Source organism: Rhizobium yanglingense (assembly GCF_977109285.1).
Genome location: NZ_CDSAWY010000005.1, coordinates 316793 through 333728 on the forward strand (window position 1 = coordinate 316793; position 16936 = coordinate 333728).

The 16936-nt window shown below is 59.5% G+C and carries 15 protein-coding genes and 2 pseudogenes; 10 read left to right on the top strand and 7 right to left on the bottom strand.

The genetic code is table 11. The annotated features are described in order from the left end of the window. Nucleotides 1-267: 267 nt before the first annotated feature. The 5 genes from rpsU to ACW4PC_RS11210 all read left to right on the top strand — a co-directional run bounded on the left by rpsU (nucleotide 268) and on the right by ACW4PC_RS11210 (nucleotide 4998). Entirely contained in the window at nucleotides 268-480 is a 213-nt protein-coding gene (gene rpsU / locus ACW4PC_RS11190; RefSeq protein WP_003585885.1) for a 30S ribosomal protein S21, read from the top strand. Between the two features lie 138 nt (nucleotides 481-618). Further along, entirely contained in the window at nucleotides 619-1488 is an 870-nt protein-coding gene (locus ACW4PC_RS11195) for a tetratricopeptide repeat protein (protein WP_039846119.1), read from the top strand. A gap of 27 nt (nucleotides 1489-1515) precedes the next feature. Continuing rightward, nucleotides 1516-2580, top strand: a complete 1065-nt coding sequence (locus ACW4PC_RS11200; RefSeq protein ID WP_455873866.1) for an NAD(P)/FAD-dependent oxidoreductase — start codon at nucleotides 1516-1518, stop codon at nucleotides 2578-2580. Nucleotides 2581-2798: 218 nt separating this feature from the next. Then, nucleotides 2799-4457, top strand: a complete 1659-nt coding sequence (locus ACW4PC_RS11205; protein WP_455873867.1) for a sensor histidine kinase — start codon at nucleotides 2799-2801, stop codon at nucleotides 4455-4457. A 61-nt stretch (nucleotides 4458-4518) separates the two neighbouring features. Beyond that, nucleotides 4519-4998, top strand: a complete 480-nt coding sequence (locus ACW4PC_RS11210; protein WP_455873868.1) for a DUF992 domain-containing protein — start codon at nucleotides 4519-4521, stop codon at nucleotides 4996-4998. Between the two features lie 98 nt (nucleotides 4999-5096). Here the strand turns inward: ACW4PC_RS11210 and ACW4PC_RS11215 are convergent, their stop codons facing one another. From ACW4PC_RS11215 to ACW4PC_RS11240, 6 genes are all read right to left on the bottom strand, one after another. Further along, the gene (locus tag ACW4PC_RS11215; protein WP_455873869.1) at nucleotides 5097-6491 is read right to left on the bottom strand and encodes an NAD(P)(+) transhydrogenase (Re/Si-specific) subunit beta; all 1395 of its coding nucleotides are present in this window, start codon (nucleotides 6489-6491) and stop codon (nucleotides 5097-5099) included. 10 nt (nucleotides 6492-6501) lie between these two features. Next, on the bottom strand, nucleotides 6502-6900 hold the full coding sequence (locus ACW4PC_RS11220; protein ID WP_455873870.1) for a proton-translocating transhydrogenase family protein: 399 nt from the start codon (nucleotides 6898-6900) through the stop codon (nucleotides 6502-6504). Beyond that, complete coding sequence (locus ACW4PC_RS11225; RefSeq protein WP_455873871.1) at nucleotides 6890-8047, bottom strand: Re/Si-specific NAD(P)(+) transhydrogenase subunit alpha; 1158 nt, start codon at nucleotides 8045-8047, stop codon at nucleotides 6890-6892. The genes ACW4PC_RS11220 and ACW4PC_RS11225 overlap by 11 nt, the downstream gene beginning before the upstream one ends. Nucleotides 8048-8145: 98 nt before the next feature. Beyond that, nucleotides 8146-8370: an aa3-type cytochrome c oxidase subunit IV gene (locus ACW4PC_RS11230; protein WP_455873872.1), complete on the bottom strand. Its 225-nt coding sequence runs from the start codon at nucleotides 8368-8370 to the stop codon at nucleotides 8146-8148. Nucleotides 8371-8488: 118 nt separating this feature from the next. Then, on the bottom strand, nucleotides 8489-9241 hold the full coding sequence (locus ACW4PC_RS11235; RefSeq protein ID WP_455873873.1) for an N-acyl amino acid synthase FeeM domain-containing protein: 753 nt from the start codon (nucleotides 9239-9241) through the stop codon (nucleotides 8489-8491). A gap of 142 nt (nucleotides 9242-9383) precedes the next feature. After that, nucleotides 9384-11687 (bottom strand): putative bifunctional diguanylate cyclase/phosphodiesterase, encoded by a 2304-nt coding sequence (locus ACW4PC_RS11240; protein WP_455873874.1) that lies wholly within the window; start codon nucleotides 11685-11687, stop codon nucleotides 9384-9386. Between the two features lie 320 nt (nucleotides 11688-12007). Here ACW4PC_RS11240 and ACW4PC_RS11245 point away from each other — a divergent pair. Further along, nucleotides 12008-12547 (top strand): annotated as a pseudogene (locus tag ACW4PC_RS11245) (TRAP transporter small permease subunit). 21 nt (nucleotides 12548-12568) lie between these two features. After that, nucleotides 12569-14132: pseudogene (locus ACW4PC_RS11250) on the top strand (TRAP transporter large permease). Nucleotides 14133-14212: 80 nt separating this feature from the next. Here ACW4PC_RS11250 and ACW4PC_RS11255 read toward each other — a convergent pair. After that, nucleotides 14213-15319: a TRAP transporter substrate-binding protein gene (locus tag ACW4PC_RS11255; RefSeq protein ID WP_455873875.1), complete on the bottom strand. Its 1107-nt coding sequence runs from the start codon at nucleotides 15317-15319 to the stop codon at nucleotides 14213-14215. 72 nt (nucleotides 15320-15391) lie between these two features. Here ACW4PC_RS11255 and ACW4PC_RS11260 point away from each other — a divergent pair, with 72 nt between their 5' ends. The 3 genes from ACW4PC_RS11260 to ACW4PC_RS11270 are packed head-to-tail and all read left to right on the top strand — an operon-like array spanning nucleotide 15392 to nucleotide 16936. Then, nucleotides 15392-15616: a hypothetical protein gene (locus ACW4PC_RS11260; protein WP_455873876.1), complete on the top strand. Its 225-nt coding sequence runs from the start codon at nucleotides 15392-15394 to the stop codon at nucleotides 15614-15616. Next, a complete protein-coding gene (locus ACW4PC_RS11265; protein ID WP_283069588.1) occupies nucleotides 15613-16386 on the top strand; it encodes a gamma-glutamyl-gamma-aminobutyrate hydrolase family protein in 774 nt (257 codons plus the stop codon). The genes ACW4PC_RS11260 and ACW4PC_RS11265 overlap by 4 nt, the downstream gene beginning before the upstream one ends. A 37-nt stretch (nucleotides 16387-16423) precedes the next feature. Continuing rightward, on the top strand, nucleotides 16424-16936 hold the full coding sequence (locus ACW4PC_RS11270; protein ID WP_455873877.1) for an N-acetyltransferase family protein: 513 nt from the start codon (nucleotides 16424-16426) through the stop codon (nucleotides 16934-16936).

Below are 16936 nucleotides of genomic sequence, written 5' to 3' on the forward strand. Positions count from 1 at the left end.
TCACAAGCAATATTCGATAGGCTCATATATAGGGGTATTTCTGCATACCGCAATAGCAAATGCATTTCTGGGCCCCGCATCCGCCAAGCAGGGCGGAAGGCTTATCCGCCATTTTTTCCGCAGATCGCCATATCAGTCTGGACTTCGTGTCATCGATCTGTTATCCCGCATCACCAATCGCAAGGCTCCGGCCGCGCGAACCGTATAATTTTGCCCTGGCGCTGTGCCGCCGCTGGTGTCAACCAAAACCAAAGGAACGTGATTCTCGTGCAGGTACTCGTCCGCGATAACAATGTCGATCAGGCTCTCCGCGCTCTCAAGAAGAAGATGCAGCGCGAAGGCATTTTCCGCGAAATGAAGATGCGCGACTACTACGAGAAGCCGTCGCAGAAGCGCGCCCGCGAGAAGGCCGAAGCTGTTCGCCGCGTTCGCAAGCTGGCTCGCAAGCGGGCACAGCGCGAAGGTCTGGTCGCACGCTAAACGGTGCCGTCGTTATTTCGACGTTTTCAGATGCATGTTGGCGGGGGCGATTACGTGTCGCCGCCGCCTTTTTATTTTTGCTGCTGAAGATCGCATATCCGATTGCCCCCGGATATGACGCATGGGGGAAGCGCACGAATGGCTGATTTCTTGTTCACTTCGCTCCGGTCCTTGCGCGCGCCGAAAGCGACGCTGCTGCCGGTGCTTGCAGTCCTTGCCGCAATCGGCCTTGCCGGTTGCCAGACCGACAACACCTCCGATGCTGTGATCCGCCTCGACAAGGCTCAGGGTTCCGAAGAGAACATTGCCTCGCTGACCTCGGTGATCAATTCCAATCCGCGTGATCCGGAAGCATATAACGTCCGAGGCTCGGCCTATGGCCGTGCCGGTCAGTTCAAGGCCGCGCTGAACGACTTCAATACCGCCCTGCAGATCAATCCGCGCTTCTTCCAGGCCTATGCCAACCGCGCGCTCGTCTATCGCAACATGGGCCAGCAGCAACAGGCGATCGCCGACTACAACGCCGCGCTGCAGATCAACCCGAGCTACGACGTTGCCTATATCGGCCGCGGCAACGTCTATCGCCAGGCCAGCCAGGACGATGCGGCATTCAACGATTTCGCCCGCGCGATCCAGCTCGGCACGACAGATGGCCGCGCTTATCACAATCGCGGCCTGATTTTCCAAAAGCGCAATCAGCAGGACAAAGCGATCGACGATTTCTCGAAGGCGATCTCGCTGTCACCGAATTCGGCCGAGCCCTATAACGGTCGCGGCATTTCCTATATCGCGCTAAACGACGACGACAATGCCTTCGCCGACTTCAACCATGCGATCGAGCTCAACGGCAACATCGCCGAATCCTGGGCCAACCAGGCGCTCGTCTATGAGCGCCGCGGTGACAAGGAGAAGGCGGCCCGTTCCTATCGCCACGCGATCGGCCTCGACCCGAAATACCAGCCGGCCCGCGACGGCCTGGCCCGCGTCGGCGCTGCAACCAGCGGCTGATACCTGCAGATCACGGAGAAAACGGCGATGGCGGCGAAACGGCATGTGATCGTCGTCGGCGCCGGTATCATAGGCGCCTCGATCGCCTGGCATTTGGCGAAGGCCGGTGCTGCTGTGACGGTCATCGCCGAAGAAACCGGCGGCGTCGCAACACCCAATTCCTTCGCCTGGATCAATGCCAGCTGGGGCAACCCCGAATTCTACTTTCATTTCCGGCGCCGCTCGATGGCGGAGTGGAAGCGGCTCGCTGCGGAGCTTCCGGGCCTGCCACTTACCTGGTGCGGCGGCATCTGCTGGGACCTGCCCCGCGATCAACTCGAAGCTTACGCCAAGGAGCACGGCGGCTGGGGCTACGGAATCAACCGCATCGAGCGCAGTGAGATCTCCCGCCGCGAACCCTATCTCAGTAATGCACCCGATTTCGCCCTCGCTGTCGCTGAGGAAGGCGCAGTCGAGCCGGTCGCAGCCGCGCGCATGATGCTGGCGGATGCCGAAGCGCGAGGCGCGAAATTCATCGGCGCTGCCGTTCGCAGCCTCATCCGTAGCGGAGATCACATTGCCGGCGTCGTGACGTCGCAAGGTCTGATCGATGCCGATCATGTCGTCCTCGCTTGCGGCGCAGGATCCGTTCCCATAGCCGCGTCAGCCGGGATCACGCTGCCGATTGACGCGCCGCCCGGCCTGATCGTCCACTCCCGCCCGTTCGAGAAACGGCTGAACGGCCTGGTGATTGCGACGGAACTGCATATGCGCCAGACGACCGAAGGGCGCATCATCGCGGGCAGCGACTTCGGCGGCAGCGATCCGGGCGAAGACCGTCAGGCGACCGCGGCCGCTCTCTTTGCAAAGGTCAAAGCCAGCCTTTTGGAAAGCGACGCACTGACAATGGATTTCGTCACTGTCGGATATCGCCCGACGCCGCGAGACGGCTTCCCGATCATCGGCAATTGCGGCATCGGCGGCCTTTACATCGCCGTTATGCATTCCGGCGTGACGCTTGCTCCGTTGGTCGGCACGCTGGCGGCAAACGAGATTCTGTCAGGCGCAACTGAGGCAAGCCTCCGATCATTTCGGCTCTCCCGGTTCGCCTGACGGCACAATTGTATGACCATTACAATTCTTCCGTCAGCATGTTTTAGTGTGTTGCAACCACTTTCCCCTGCCCCTAACATGTCGCTGCTTCGATAGCAGGCTATCGGGAATCCGAACGCGTTGAGGGCACTGACGGCGATGCAGTTTTTTGCTTTCGTAACTGTTTGCGAAAATCCGGCCGGGCCATTCGCTCTCGAAAGCCTGCAAAGATTATGCCCATGAGTCTGCGCACGCGGCTGTTTCCCAAGGCTTCGATCGGCACCTATCTGGTTGCCATGGCGGTCTCGATCGCCGTGCCGATCTTTGCTTTCGTCACACTCCTGCTTCTGCAACTCGAGGACAATCAGCGCACGACGCTGCGGCGCGAGACGGCGCAAGACGCGCTGACCCTGTCTCGCTCTATTGACCGGCAGTTACAGGACATGGCGACGACACTTCGTCTGCTCTCAACCTCGCCCGAACTCGAGAACAACGACTTCGCCTCGTTTCATGAGCGGACCGAAACGGCCCTGCGCGGCGATACACTCTACGTGATCGCCGTCGACCGAAGCGGTCAGCAGCTACTGAACACGCGCCGTGATTTCGGCACGCCGCTCAGCAAAACAGCCAATATCCCGGCGATGGAATCGGCCATCGAGTCCGGCCGTATCGAAGCATCCGACGTCTTCAAGGGAGCGACAAGCGGCGAGTGGGTCTACAATGTCACGATGCCGCTGGATGCAGGCCAAGTCGCGGCCCTGATCGTCACCCAGAACGCCAAGGACCTCGCCAGACTTGTCACGACCGAAGGGCTTGCGTCGGGTTGGTCGGCTGCGGTGATCGATCAGGGCGGCCATGTGGTGGCTTCGAGCGGCATGGCAAGCATTGCCCCCGGAACGCCGTTCGACACGCGCATCCTGCCGTCGCTCATCGCTTCGCGCGGCGTCTTCGAGGATGAGGATATTCTGCCGAACCAACTCCTCGGTTATGCCCAAATTCCCGGCTGGTCCTGGAAAACGGTGGTCTGGGGACCGGTTGCCACGGCGCAGGCATCGATCCTCACGACATGGCGTTTCCTGATCGTCGGCGGCATCGCATTGCTTCTGGTCGCCGTGCTCGCGGCCTATGCCGTGGCGCGGCAGGTGCGCACTACGATCCGCGATATAGCCGACATGGCAAGCAGCATGGGCGAGGGCCAAATCGTGGCGCCGATCGATACCAGCGTCATCGAGGCAAACCAGGTCGCCGTTGCTCTGTCCAACGCCTCGTTCGATCGCAGCCAGACGGAAGACCGTCTGCATTTCATAATGCATGAGCTCGTGCATCGAACGAAGAACCTGCTCACGCTGGCCCAGGCGATGATGCGCCAACTCGCCAAACAGGCCGACAGCGTCGAAGGCTTCCAGTCGGCCGTTTCCAATCGCCTCGACGGGCTCGTCCGTTCGATCGAGCTTTTGACAAGCGAACAATGGTCCGGTGCCTCGCTCCGCCGGGTCATCGACATTCACCTGGAGGCCTTCCCGCAGGCGGCAGAACAGCTTGAGATTTCCGGAGAGGATTTTGTGGTCAAGCCGGAAGCGGTCCAGAACCTCGGCCTGACGCTGCATGAACTGGCTACCAATTCGGTAAAATACGGTGCGCTTTCGGTGCCACAGGGCCGCGTCTCCTTCTCCTGGTCGAATATCCAGGTCGAGGATCAGTCCGAGGCAATGCTCCGTTTTATTTGGGAGGAACGGAACGGTCCCGAGGTCACTACACCGTCCCGCTCCGGTTTTGGAACCACTGTCATCAAGACGCATGCTGCAGCAGCCTTCCGCGGATCGGTGCAGGTAGACTACCTGCCGCAGGGCCTGATCTGGACCCTGACAGCACCCCGCAGCGCGCTCGAGCGCGAATAACGGCCGGAACAATCAAAAGGATCAATTCGTTTCCGATAGGTCATCCGAAAGGAGAACGGCCATGTTCAAGCACATGATGATCGCAGCAACGGCGGCGGCAGCAGTCTTTGCAAGCCCGGCAGGCGCTGCAAACTATATCAGCGTCGGCCGTCTGGTCTGCGGATCGGAAGGCGGTCAGGGGCTGATTATCACTTCGCAGAAGAATCTGATCTGCACCTACACGCCTGCCGGAGGCGGCCCGAAAGCCGTCTATGCCGGCAAGATCGAGAAATTTGGCCTGGATATCGGCGAGACCGGCAAAAGCGTTATGATCTGGCAGGTTCTTGCCAAGACCGGCACAAACATTCCGGAATTTGCACTTGCCGGTGAATACTACGGGATCGGCGCCGATGCCAGCCTTGGCGCAGGTGCCGGTGCCAAGGTAATCGCCGGTGGCACCAACAAGGCTTTCATGCTGCAGCCGCTGAATGTTCAGGCCCAGGAGGGACTCAATCTCGCGATCGGCGTGGAGAAAATGACGCTGGCGCCCGCTGCTACCTGACAAAGGTTGGCGGAGATGGAAAAGGCTCGCTTAGGCGGGCCTTTTTCTTCGGCTGGCATCGCTTACAATAAAAGCCCGGCTCGGAGCCGGGCCTTGGCTCAGTGGCCGATCGCTTTGTTGATCTCCTCGGTGACCTTCTTTGCATCGCCGAGCAGCATCATCGTGCCATCCTTGTAGAACAGCGTATTGTCGATGCCGGCATAGCCGGAGCCGAGCGAACGCTTGACGAAGAGGCAGGTCTTGGCCTTGTCGACGTCGAGGATCGGCATGCCGTAGATCGGCGAGGTCTTGTCATCGCGCGCCGCTGGATTGGTGACGTCGTTGGCACCGATGACATAAGCGACATCGGCTTGGCCGAAGTCGGAGTTGATGTCTTCGAGTTCGAAGACCTCGTCATAAGGCACGTTCGCTTCGGCCAGCAGCACGTTCATGTGGCCGGGCATGCGGCCGGCGACCGGATGAATTGCGTATTTGACCTCGACGCCGGCCTTCTTGAGATTGTCGGCCAGCTCGCGAAGCGCGTGCTGCGCCTGGGCAACCGCCATGCCGTAGCCCGGCACGATAATGACCTTGGAAGCGTTCGCCATCAGATAGGCGGCATCCTCTGCCGAGCCGAGCTTGACGGTCTTGTCGGAATTGTCCGCAGCCCCTGCAGAGGTCTCGCCACCGAAGCCGCCGAGAATGACGGATATGAACGAGCGGTTCATGCCCTTGCACATGATGTAGGACAGGATCGCACCCGAAGAGCCGACCAGCGCGCCGGTGATGATCAGAGCGAGATTGCCGAGCGTGAAACCGATACCGGCTGCCGCCCACCCCGAATAGGAGTTCAGCATGGAGACGACGACCGGCATGTCGGCGCCCCCGATCGGCACGATCAGCAGCACGCCGAGCGCCAGCGAAAGCGCCACGACCGCCCAGAAATCGAAATGGCTTTCGGTTGCCGCAAGCCCGACGATGAAGAAGACGATCAGCACCAAAAGCGCGATGTTGATGATATGCCGGAAGGGAAGCAGGATCGGCTTGCCGGACATGCGCCCGTCAAGCTTCAGAAAAGCGATGATCGAGCCGGTAAAGGTAAGCGCCCCGATCGCAGCGCCGATCGCCATCTCGATACGCGCCTCGCCATGGATCGAGCCGATATCGCCGATGCCGAAGGAGGCCGGTGTATAAAGCGCAGACGCAGCAACCAGCACGGCGGCAAGGCCGACCAACGAGTGGAAGCCCGCCACCAGTTGCGGCATCGAGGTCATCGGGATGACGCGGGCGATATAGGCGCCCGCCCCGCCGCCGATCGCCAGTCCGAGCACGATCAGCACGAAGCCGGCAAAAGAAGGCGTTGCCAGCACCAGCGTCGTGAGGATCGCCATCCCCATGCCGATCATGCCGTAGAGATTGCCCTTGCGGCTGGTGGCCGGATGGGAGAGGCCGCGCAGTGCCAGGATGAAAAGCACGCCGGAGACGAGATAGAGGAAAGCTGCGAGATTGGTCATTCGTCCGGCCTCACTTGTCCTTCTTGCGGTACATCGCCAGCATGCGCTGCGTGACGAGGAAACCGCCGAAGATGTTGACCGAGACGAGAACGAGCGCGACGAAGCCGAAACCGGTCGCAAGCCCGCTTGCCGAAATGCCGACGGCAAGCAGCGCGCCGACGACGATGACTGAAGAGATGGCGTTGGTGACGGCCATCAGCGGCGTATGCAGCGCCGGCGTCACCGACCAGACGACGTAATAACCGACGAAGATCGCCAGCACGAAGATCGCGAACTGGAAAATGAAGGGATCGATCGCCCCGCCCGTTGCCGCACTTGCCGCTTCCGGTGCCTGCGCGGCCGCCGCCACGACTGCGTTGACCGCCTGGTCAAGCTGCTCCAGCGCCTTTTCCATTGCTTCACTGGCCATCAGCTATCCCCTTCTTCGTCCCGCCGAATGCCGGATGCACGACATCGCCTGCATAGGTCAGCATGGTCGCTTTGATGAGTTCGTCGTCGAGGTTGAGGACGACGCTCTTCGTCTCCTTGTTGAGCATCGTCTCGAGGAAGGTGACGAGGTTCTTGGCATAGAGCGCCGAAGCGCTGGCGGCGACCCGGCCCGGCAGGTTGGCGAAACCGATCACCTTGACGTCTTCGACATCGACGACCTCGTCTGCAACCACGCCCTCGATATTGCCGCCACGCTCGACCGCAAGGTCGACGGCAACGGCGCCGGGCTTCATCGAAGCCAGCATCTGGCGCGATACCAGCTTCGGCGCACGGCGTCCGGGGATCAGTGCCGTGGTGATGACGATGTCCTGCTTGGCGATATGCTCGGCAACGAGAGCTGCCTGCTTCGCCTGGTATTCCTTGGACATTTCCTTGGCGTAGCCGCCCGCCGTCTCCGCTGCCTTGAACTCCTCGTCTTCAACGGCGATGAACTTGGCGCCGAGCGAGGCGACCTGTTCCTTGGCGGCGGGGCGAACGTCGGTGGCCGAGACCGCAGCGCCGAGGCGGCGCGCCGTCGCAATCGCCTGGAGGCCTGCCACGCCTGCACCCATCACGAAGACCTTGGCGGCCGGAACGGTGCCGGCGGCCGTCATCATCATCGGCAGGGCGCGATCATAGACGGACGCCGCTTCAATGACAGCCTGATAGCCGGCGAGATTTGCCTGTGAGGAAAGAACATCCATGGACTGGGCGCGCGTAATGCGCGGCATCAGTTCCATCGCGAAGGCTGAAAGCCCTGCCTTCGCCATCGCCGCAATCGCCTCATCGTTTCCGTAAGGATCCATGATCGCGATGACGACCGCGCCGCTCTTGTAGCCGGCAATCTCCGCCTCCGTCGGGCGGCGCACTTTGAGCACCACATCCGCGGTTGCCGCATCGCCAGCCGAGCCGATCCGCGCCCCTGCAGCCTCAAATTCGCTGTCCGGCATGCGCGACAAAACGCCAGCACCTGCCTCGACCACGGTGTCGAAGCCGAGGTTCCTCATCTTCTTCACAGTTTCGGCAGACGCCGCAACGCGTGTCTCGGAACCGATCGATTCTTTTGTAATGAAAACGATACTGCCCAACTGCCCCCTCCTCCGGGTCAGCCAAACCACCGCGGCTCACCGCTCAGGCCAAGCACCTATTCAAAAATTCGGAAATGCCGCTGCTTGCCTGCTGCAGGTCAGCGCAGCAGGACGATGCCGGCAACGAAGATGATGAGAAAAACTAGGAGGCCGCCGAGAAAGCCGCTGCTGGTGAAAAAACCGGCCGTCATGCCAAGCAGCAGGGCAATGAGGAACATCGAGCCGTATTTCGCAGCCGAAATGAACAGATTGTAGGTTTGTTCATGTTCTTTGTAGTCCATCGGCGCGCCGACTTCGACGGGTCCGTTGTGTTCTTCGGCCATGAAATATCGTCTCCCTGAATGCCATGATCCCATTCAGGGCTTACACAAAGCCTGGGAAAAGCGCAATGCATGAGAATGCCGCAGCCGGTACGCTCTGCGGCATTTCATGAGCGCGGCTTCAGAGCGGCAGATCGGTGCCGAACTGGCCTTCCGGCACGAAGCGAGCGGTTGGGATGATGGTGAGCGATGGCAGCCTGCTGTCGGGGCCGCGGGAAAACATCATGCGTTGTTCGCTGGCGCTGGAAATAAAGAAGGGATAGCGCGTCAGAAGCTTTCGGCCAACCTCGATCACATTCGTCGCCATCAGCGTCATGTCGATTCCGTAATTCTTCGCCAGCCGGCCGGGCACGATGGTATCTGCATAGAAGACCCGCTTGTAGAAAGCGGCATGCGGGGGCCGGCAAAACTGAAGAACGCGGTCGGCACGGAAATGCGCCGCCGCAACGATGCTTGGCCTCAGCGTCAGGTAGGGAATCCACGACAGGTCGGCGGTCAGTTCCGGATCGGCCGCAAAGCGCGCCGGATCGATCAGGGTCAGCCCTGCATCCAGAAGCGAATCGATCGCCTCGGGAAAGGCGCCGGCGGACTGGCTGACGCGATGGTCCGGCGTTACATAGTGAAGTCGGACCGTGCTGACCAGTTCGCCGTAATAGTAGAGACCGAAGACATAAGCATGGCTATCGAAGTCGGTATCGTCCAACAGCCCTTTTGGGGCGAGCGCCAGCACATCATGGGCCTTGTAGGCCTTCCAGCGCAACCGTTCGACATCCTCCATGTCCTCGCTGCTTTCGATGCGGCGATATTCGACATGGTCCAGAATTTCGAGAAGCTTTCTTGAAAAGTCACTTGTATTCAAAGGGATTGACGCCATTGATGTTCCCGCCGTTAACGGGCCATTAATCATATCTGGGGGCGCAAAGAGCAAGAAGTATCAAAAGTTTCCGACGTATTTGAATTATTAAGGTTAACAGACCCGAATAACTGGGTTCTTGTTGCGAGGCGGCAATCCGGGCTCAGGCGACCTTGCTGCGGCGGCGCTGGGTGACGCGACGGCTGAGTGCTTGCGAAAGGATGCCGATCTCCTTTGAGGGGACCGGCGGAGAAAAGACATAGCCCTGCACGAGATCCGCGCTGCGATGCTTGTTGAGCAATGCCAGTTGCTCAACAGTTTCCACACCCTCGATGACGATCTTGAGACCGAGCTCGCGGGCGAGATTGACAGTACCGCACAAAAGCTTCAGACGGCGCGTGTCTTCCGCGATATTGCGAACGAAGGAGCGATCGATCTTGACGATATCGAGCGGCAACGTGTCGAGATAGCTAAGGCTGGAGAAGCCCGTGCCGAAGTCATCGATCGCTATGGTGATGCCGTGGGAGCGCAATTCCGCGAGGATGGCGCGCACCGCCGCAGGCTCGTCGATGAGACAACTTTCTGTAATTTCCAGATGCAGCCGCGACGCCTTGAGGCCGGATGTTGAAAGCGCTTCCGAAACGACGGCGAGTATATCGTTGTCACGCAGGTCGCGCGCCGAGAGATTGACCGATATCGCGATGTGGTCGGGCCAGGTCATGCATTCGCTGCAGGCCTTGAAAAGGATGAACCGCGTAATGTCCGATATGATGCCCATCTCTTCGGCGAGGTGGATGAAAACGTCCGGCGGAATGGCGCCTTTTTCCGGGTGGACCCAGCGCGCCAGCGCCTCGGCGCATTCGATGCGTGTCCCATCGGCTTTGAACATCGGTTGAAACGCGACGCTGAGCGCGCCCGCAGCCACCGCTTCGCGCAAGTCCGCTTTCAGCTTCTGCTGCTCGATGTAGCGGCCATCCATTTCGTGTTCGAAGCCGGTGATGCCGCCGCGCAGTCGTGACTTGCTTTCAAAGAGGGCGAGGTCCGCTTTGATGCTCCACTCCTCCATTGCAAATGCATTGCTTTCCAGGATCGCGTAGCCAGCGCTGAGCGACACCAGGAAGGTGACCTCATCCACTTCATAATTGCCCTGAATGTCGGCATGCATCCGGCGGATTTCGGCATCGAGCGCTTCGTTGTTCTTGGCATGCGGGAAGAAGATGACGAACTGGTCGCCCATGAGGCGGCCGATGATGGCATTGCCTGCTTCGTCCTTGATCCGCGCCGCGATCGCGCAGAGCAGGTGATCGCCGGTGATGTGGCCGCGCATGTCGTTAACGTGCTTGAACTCGTCGATGTCGAGGACCATGAAACCAAGCGGCCCGCGCCTTTTTGGGTGGCGCTCGATATATTCCTTTACGAGATGACCGAAATATTCTCGGTTCGGCAAACCGGTCAGAGCATCGAAGCGGACCATATGCAGGATCTTCTGCTCCGCCTTCACGCGGCTCGACACGTCCTCGAAGATCAGAACGGCGCCGCCGTCGGCACGACGCTTCGCGGAAAATTCCAGCGATAGGCTTTCAGGAAAATGGATCAGGGTGCGCGATAGGCCCTCCTCGGCAACCTGTGTCAGCTGCCGCAGGATCAATTCCGGTTGCGAGGCATCCATGAAGCTGTAGCGCGCGCCGTAACGCAGGACGGCACCGAGGTCGCGATCCTTCAACCGGTCCGGATCGCCGATCTTGAGAAGCTCGCAGGCCTTCCGGTTGATCACCTGGATACGGTTCGACGGATCGACCATCACGAGACCGTGGGGCATATTGTTGAGCGCGGTATCGAAACGATCGGCAATCAGCGAGATCTGCCTGTGAGCGATGACATTCTCATAAAGGAACTCGCGCACGCCGTTCGCCATCGCCCGCGTCGTCAGCCAGAAGGGAATAAGGAAGATGGAGAGGATGCCGCGATAGAAATCCAACGCCATCAGGCTGCACACGATCATCGGCAGGCAGCAAGAAAAAGTCTGCAGGTCAACTGCCAGCCGCGAGCCGTAGTTGCGGCCGACGACGGAAACCATGGTCGCCATGGTGACGGAAATGCAGGCAAGCTCCGCGAAGGAATCATGCACGACGAAGATGGCATAGCCGCTGCCGATGCCGAGGATGGCTGTAGTGCAGGCAGCACCAGCAACGAGAACACGCTCCCAGCGCTCGATGCCGGCGCGCGACAGTTTCTCTTTTTCCACGCGATCGAACCGCCGGAAGGTGATCATGCGGACGCAAAAGACCAGGAGGGCGGCAGCCGACAGCAGCACATAGATGGAAGACTGTGTTTTGGCTGCAACCGCCAGGAAAGTCGCGACATGCACGATGACGCCGGCGAGCAGCGTCATGCGGTTCCCCGAAAGAGAACTCACAAACGACAGATACACGTCGATAGGGACCCTGTTCGGGTTATGTGGTTTCATCCATACTTTCCCTGTGCGCCGGGATGATACGGGGAACCTTTTAAAAATTGATTGCCTTGACCCTATCTATTTGGTTGTTTTTTCTAAAACCCAAGAGAGAATTTCAAGATTAATGGCGAATTTCACAGCTATGAAGTGAAGTTCATGGAAAAATGATCCGCGCGTAAGTTGCTGGTTGTACAGCCAGCATCTAAACTGCCGCATCCAAAGTCTACGACTAAAATCCTATACGGCCGTTTATTCTTTCAATTTCGGAAACCGTAGTTTACACAAATTTCAAAAGTGAGAACTTGCCGCAAAGGCAGAGTAAGGGGAAAGGCATGCCGGCGTTTCTAAGCGTCAGCCGGCTGATCGACAGCATCAGCCAATTCATAGGGAAAATCGCGGATTACATGGTGCTTTTGTGCTGCCTCATCAGCGCCGGCAATGCAATCGTCCGCTATCTCTTCAATTACAGCTCGAATGGTTGGCTGGAGATTTAATGGTATCTCTTTGCCTACGTCGTCGTGCTCGGGGCGGCTCATACGCTACGCAACAATGAGCACGTGCGCGTCGACCTAATCTACGGATCGGTTTCCGACAAGGCCAGAATCTGGATCGATATCATCGGTTTGATCGTCTTCCTGATCCCGGCCTGCTCCTTCCTGGCTTTCCTGTGCTGGCCCTATTTCGTGATCGCCTTCCAGCAGGGCGAGGTATCCGCCAATGCCGGAGGGCTCATCCGCTGGCCGGTCAAGCTTATTCTTTTCGCAGGTTTCGCACTCCTGGTGCTGCAGGGCATTTCGGAACTCATCAAGAGGATCGCCGCGGTGCGCGGCTACATCCAGCTCGAAACGAAATACGAAAAGCCCCTGCAATAAAGCTCTCCGGGAGGAACGGACTTGTTTGACTTCGGTATCATTCCGCCGGCGATGTTTCTGGGCATGGTCATCTTCATGCTCTACGGCTTTCCGGTCGCCTTTTCGCTCGCCTCCGTCGGCCTTTTCTTCGGGGTCATCGGCATAGCAACCGGCCATTTCAGCGAGGCCTTCCTGCAGGCCCTGCCCCTTCGCGTGTTCGGCATCGTTTCCAACGACCTGCTGCTCGCCATACCCTTCTTCACCTTCATGGGCGCCATTCTGGAAAGGTGTGGCCTTGCGGAGGATCTTCTCGAGGGAACCGGCAAGCTCTTCGGCGCCGTTCCTGGCGGTCTCGCCTACGCCGTCATCCTTGTCGGCGCTGTTCTCGGCGCCATCACCGGCACGGTCGCGGCATCGGTCATCACCATGGGCGTGATCTCGCTGCCGATCATGCTGCGCTACGGCTACAATCCGCGGCTGGCGACCGGTGTCATCGCCGCGTCGGGCACGATCACCCAGGTCATCCCGCCCTCCCTCGTGCTCGTCGTTCTCGCCGACCAGCTCGGCAGATCAGTCGGGGACATGTATCTCGGCGCCATCGGCCCTTCGATCCTGCAGGTCGCAATCTTCCTTGGCTTCATCCTGTTCCTGTCCATCTTCCGGCCAGGCTTGATGCCGCCGCTGCCCAAGGAGGTGCGCGGCGAGTTCAACTGGGCACTGCTGATGAAGGTGCTGGCCGGCATGGTGCCTTCCATTATCCTCATCTTCCTCGTGCTCGGCACGATCTTCATGGGGCTTGCGACGCCAACGGAAGCCGGCGCCCTCGGCGTCGTGGGCGCGATCGTGCTTGCAGCGCTCCACCGCCGCCTGACCTGGCCGCTGGTCCGCGAAGCCATGACATCGACGATGCACATCACCTCGATGGTGGTGATGATCCTGATCGGCTCGACTTGCTTCAGCCTCGTCTTTCAGGGCATGGATGGTTCGCGTTGGATCGAGCACATGCTGTCCGGCATCCCGGGCGGTCCGGTCGGCTTCCTGATCTTCGTCAACCTCTTCATCTTCGTCCTCGCCTTCTTCCTCGATTTCTTCGAAATCGCCTTCATCGTCATTCCGATGCTGGCACCCGTCGCTTCGGCGCTCGGTATCGATCTGATCTGGTTTGGCGTGCTTATCTGCGTGAACATGCAGACGAGCTTCATGCACCCGCCCTTCGGCTTCGCGCTGTTCTATCTGCGTTCCATCGCCAGCCGTGACGTGAAGACACGGGATATCTACATGGGCGCGATCCCATGGGTCGTCATGCAGCTCATCCTCGTCGCGATCGTGATCTTCTGGCCGCAATCCGTGACCTACTGGCTGAACAAGGGTCCGGCCGTCGACCTCAACACGATCAAGATCGAAATACCCGGCTTCGGCGGCAATCCAGCTCTCACTGCCGCCCACGCCTGGCGGCGGCGGCAGTGCACCACAGATCCCGGGTCTCACCCTGCCGCCACTGAACGGTCTGCCCGGTCAGCAGCCAGCCCCTGCGACGCCCGCGCCGGCCAATCCGGCACAACCAGCACCGCCACCCGATCTCAGCCAACCTCCAAAGATCAATTGAATGCAAATGAAGAAGCCCCGGATTTCCATCCGGGGCTTCTGTTGGCGATGCGATGAACGCGCAGACGGGTTCCAACCCGCCTAGAGCTTGCCCGATCGCTGCTGGATCATCATGAATGTGTCAAACGTATATTCCGAAAGCTGCATCCAGAGGTAAGCATCGCGCTTGAATGCGGTCTGGTCGTCATAGATCTTCTTGAAAGATGGGTTCGAAGCCGAGAGCTCGCCATAGAGACCGGTTGAAGCCTGGAACGCGGCTTCCAGAATTTCCTGGCTGAAGGGACGCAGCGTCGCACCTTCGGCGACGAGCTGCTTCAGCGCTGAAGGGTTCTTCATATCGTATTTCGCCATCATCCTGGTATTGGAATAGGTGCAGGCGTCGGCGAGGATCGTCTGGTAGTGCTTCGGCAGGCTGTTCCACTTTTCGAGATTGAAGAAAGCGTGGATCGCCGGACCGCCTTCCCAGAAGCCCGGATAGTAGTAGTACTTGGCGACTTTGTGCAGGCCGAGCTTCAAGTCGTCATAGGGACCGACCCACTCGGACGCGTCGATCGTGCCCTTTTCGAGCGCCGGATAGATGTCACCACCGGCAATCTGCTGCGGGATGACGCCGAGCTTTTCCATGACGCGCCCGGCAAGACCGGCGATACGCATCTTGACGCCCTTGAGGTCGTCCAGCGTATTGATTTCCTTGCGGAACCAGCCACCCATCTGGACGCCGGTATTGCCGGCCGGTAGACCGAATATGCCCTGCGTGGCATAAAATTCGTTCATCAGGTTGATGCCATTGCCCTCGAAGAACCAGGCGTTGGTGAGACGGGCGTTGAGGCCGAAGGGAATGGCCGTGCCGATTGCATAGGTCGGATCCTTGCCGACGAAATAGTACGAGCAGGTGTGGCAGCATTCAACGGTACCCGAGCTCACGGCGTCGGCCGCCTGCAGGCCGGGCACGATTTCACCGGCTGCGAAAGGCTGGATCTTGAAGGCACCGTCGGTCGCGTCGGCGACTTGCTTGGCGATATCTTCCGCACCGCCAAAGATCGTGTCCAGGCTCTTCGGGAACGAAGAGGTCATGCGCCACGAAATTTTCGGATTCTCCTGCGCGATCGCCGGCGCGGCGAGTGCGCTTGCCGCAACCGCACCTGCCCCCGCAGTTCCAGCCTTCTTAATAAACGAACGACGATCCATCAAAAACCTCCCGTATAGATGGCATGCGCGGACAATTTCATCCCTGCCCGCAGCAATGGAGGCGAGCTAAGCATGCGGCCGCGTGTGTTTCAAGCTTTAGTCGATCAGACTTTGGCATCACGGCAGCAATTTGGCGAACGACGTGTTTCCATCAAAAATCAGCAGTTTAGCAAGCCCTCTATGCTTGAATGGCGCAGATCGCCGCAATTTGGCCCGCCATTGCGCCGAGAAGTTGACTTTCAAGCCGATCTCGGTTTTCACAATAGAAAAATCGAGAGCTTTCCGGACCAAAAATGATGAAGCCGATCGTCGCCGTTCCTGCCGATACCCGCACCCTCGATGGCGCCGACTGGCATGCCGTCCAGCATCAATATGTACGCGCGGCGCTGAACGCTGCGGGCGTCATGGCCTTCATCATTCCTGCCTTCGAAAAAGGTTATGACACGGACGCAATCCTTGACCGAGTGGATGGACTGCTGGTTTCGGGCTCGGCGAGCAACGTCCACCCATCGCTCTACGCTGCCGAAGCTCGCGAGAGCGATGGCCCCTTCGACCCCGCGCGTGACGCAACGGCCATACCCCTCATCCGCCGTGCAATCGATCGAGCCATCCCGCTGCTGGCGATCTGCCGCGGCATACAGGAGCTGAACGTCGCGCTCGGCGGTTCCCTTGCCAGTGAAATCCACGAGCAGGAGGGCATCTGGGACCACAGAAAGCCAGCCGATGTCGATCGCGACGGAATGTATGCTATCCGCCAGAGCGTTTTCGTCAAGGAAGGCTCCTGCATCGCCCGCATCATCGGTCCGGGCGAAGTCCTGGTGAACTCGCTGCACCGTCAGGCAATCGCCAAGACGGCGCCTCGCCTACAGGTGGAGGCGATCGCCGAAGACGGGACGATCGAAGCCGTTTCCGTCATCGACGCCAAAGCTTTTGCCGTCGGCGTGCAGTGGCATCCGGAATACTGGGCCGAAACCGACAAGCCCTCGAACCAGATCTTTGCGGCCTTCGGAGATGCGGCAAGGGAATATGCGGCGACTAAGAATGTCTCCATGAAGGTTAAGGCTTAGGCGCTCCGGTTGCACCACAGAACGACAGGTATCGACAGTGGCTCACGGTGGGCAGATCAATATACGGCTCCTCGGTCCCGAGGAAATTGAGGCTTTTCGGCAAATCCGCTTGGAGGCGCTGCAGACCGAACCCGCGGCCTATGCGAGCACCGCCGCCGATTGGGAGAGCCTAACACACGATGAATGGCATCACCGCCTCACGAACAATGCAGTGTTCGTCGCATTCCACCGAGAAAAACCGGTTGGCATGATGGGCTTGATGCGGCAGCAATCGAGCAAGATGGCCCACCGTGCCACGATTATTATGGTTTACGTGCATAAGAGCTTTCGCGGTTTGGGCGCCGCTTCAGCACTACTGGAACGACTGACCGGGCACGCTCGAGAGGTCGGCATCAGACAGCTGGAGCTGGCCGTAAGCGCGCAGAACCCGCCCGCGATCCGCTTCTACGAGCGCGAGGGCTTCAGCCAAGTCGGGCGAATTCCCGGCGGAATTATTCACGACGGCGAGGAAATCGATGATGTCGTTATGGCGCGGCGCATCGTTGACTGA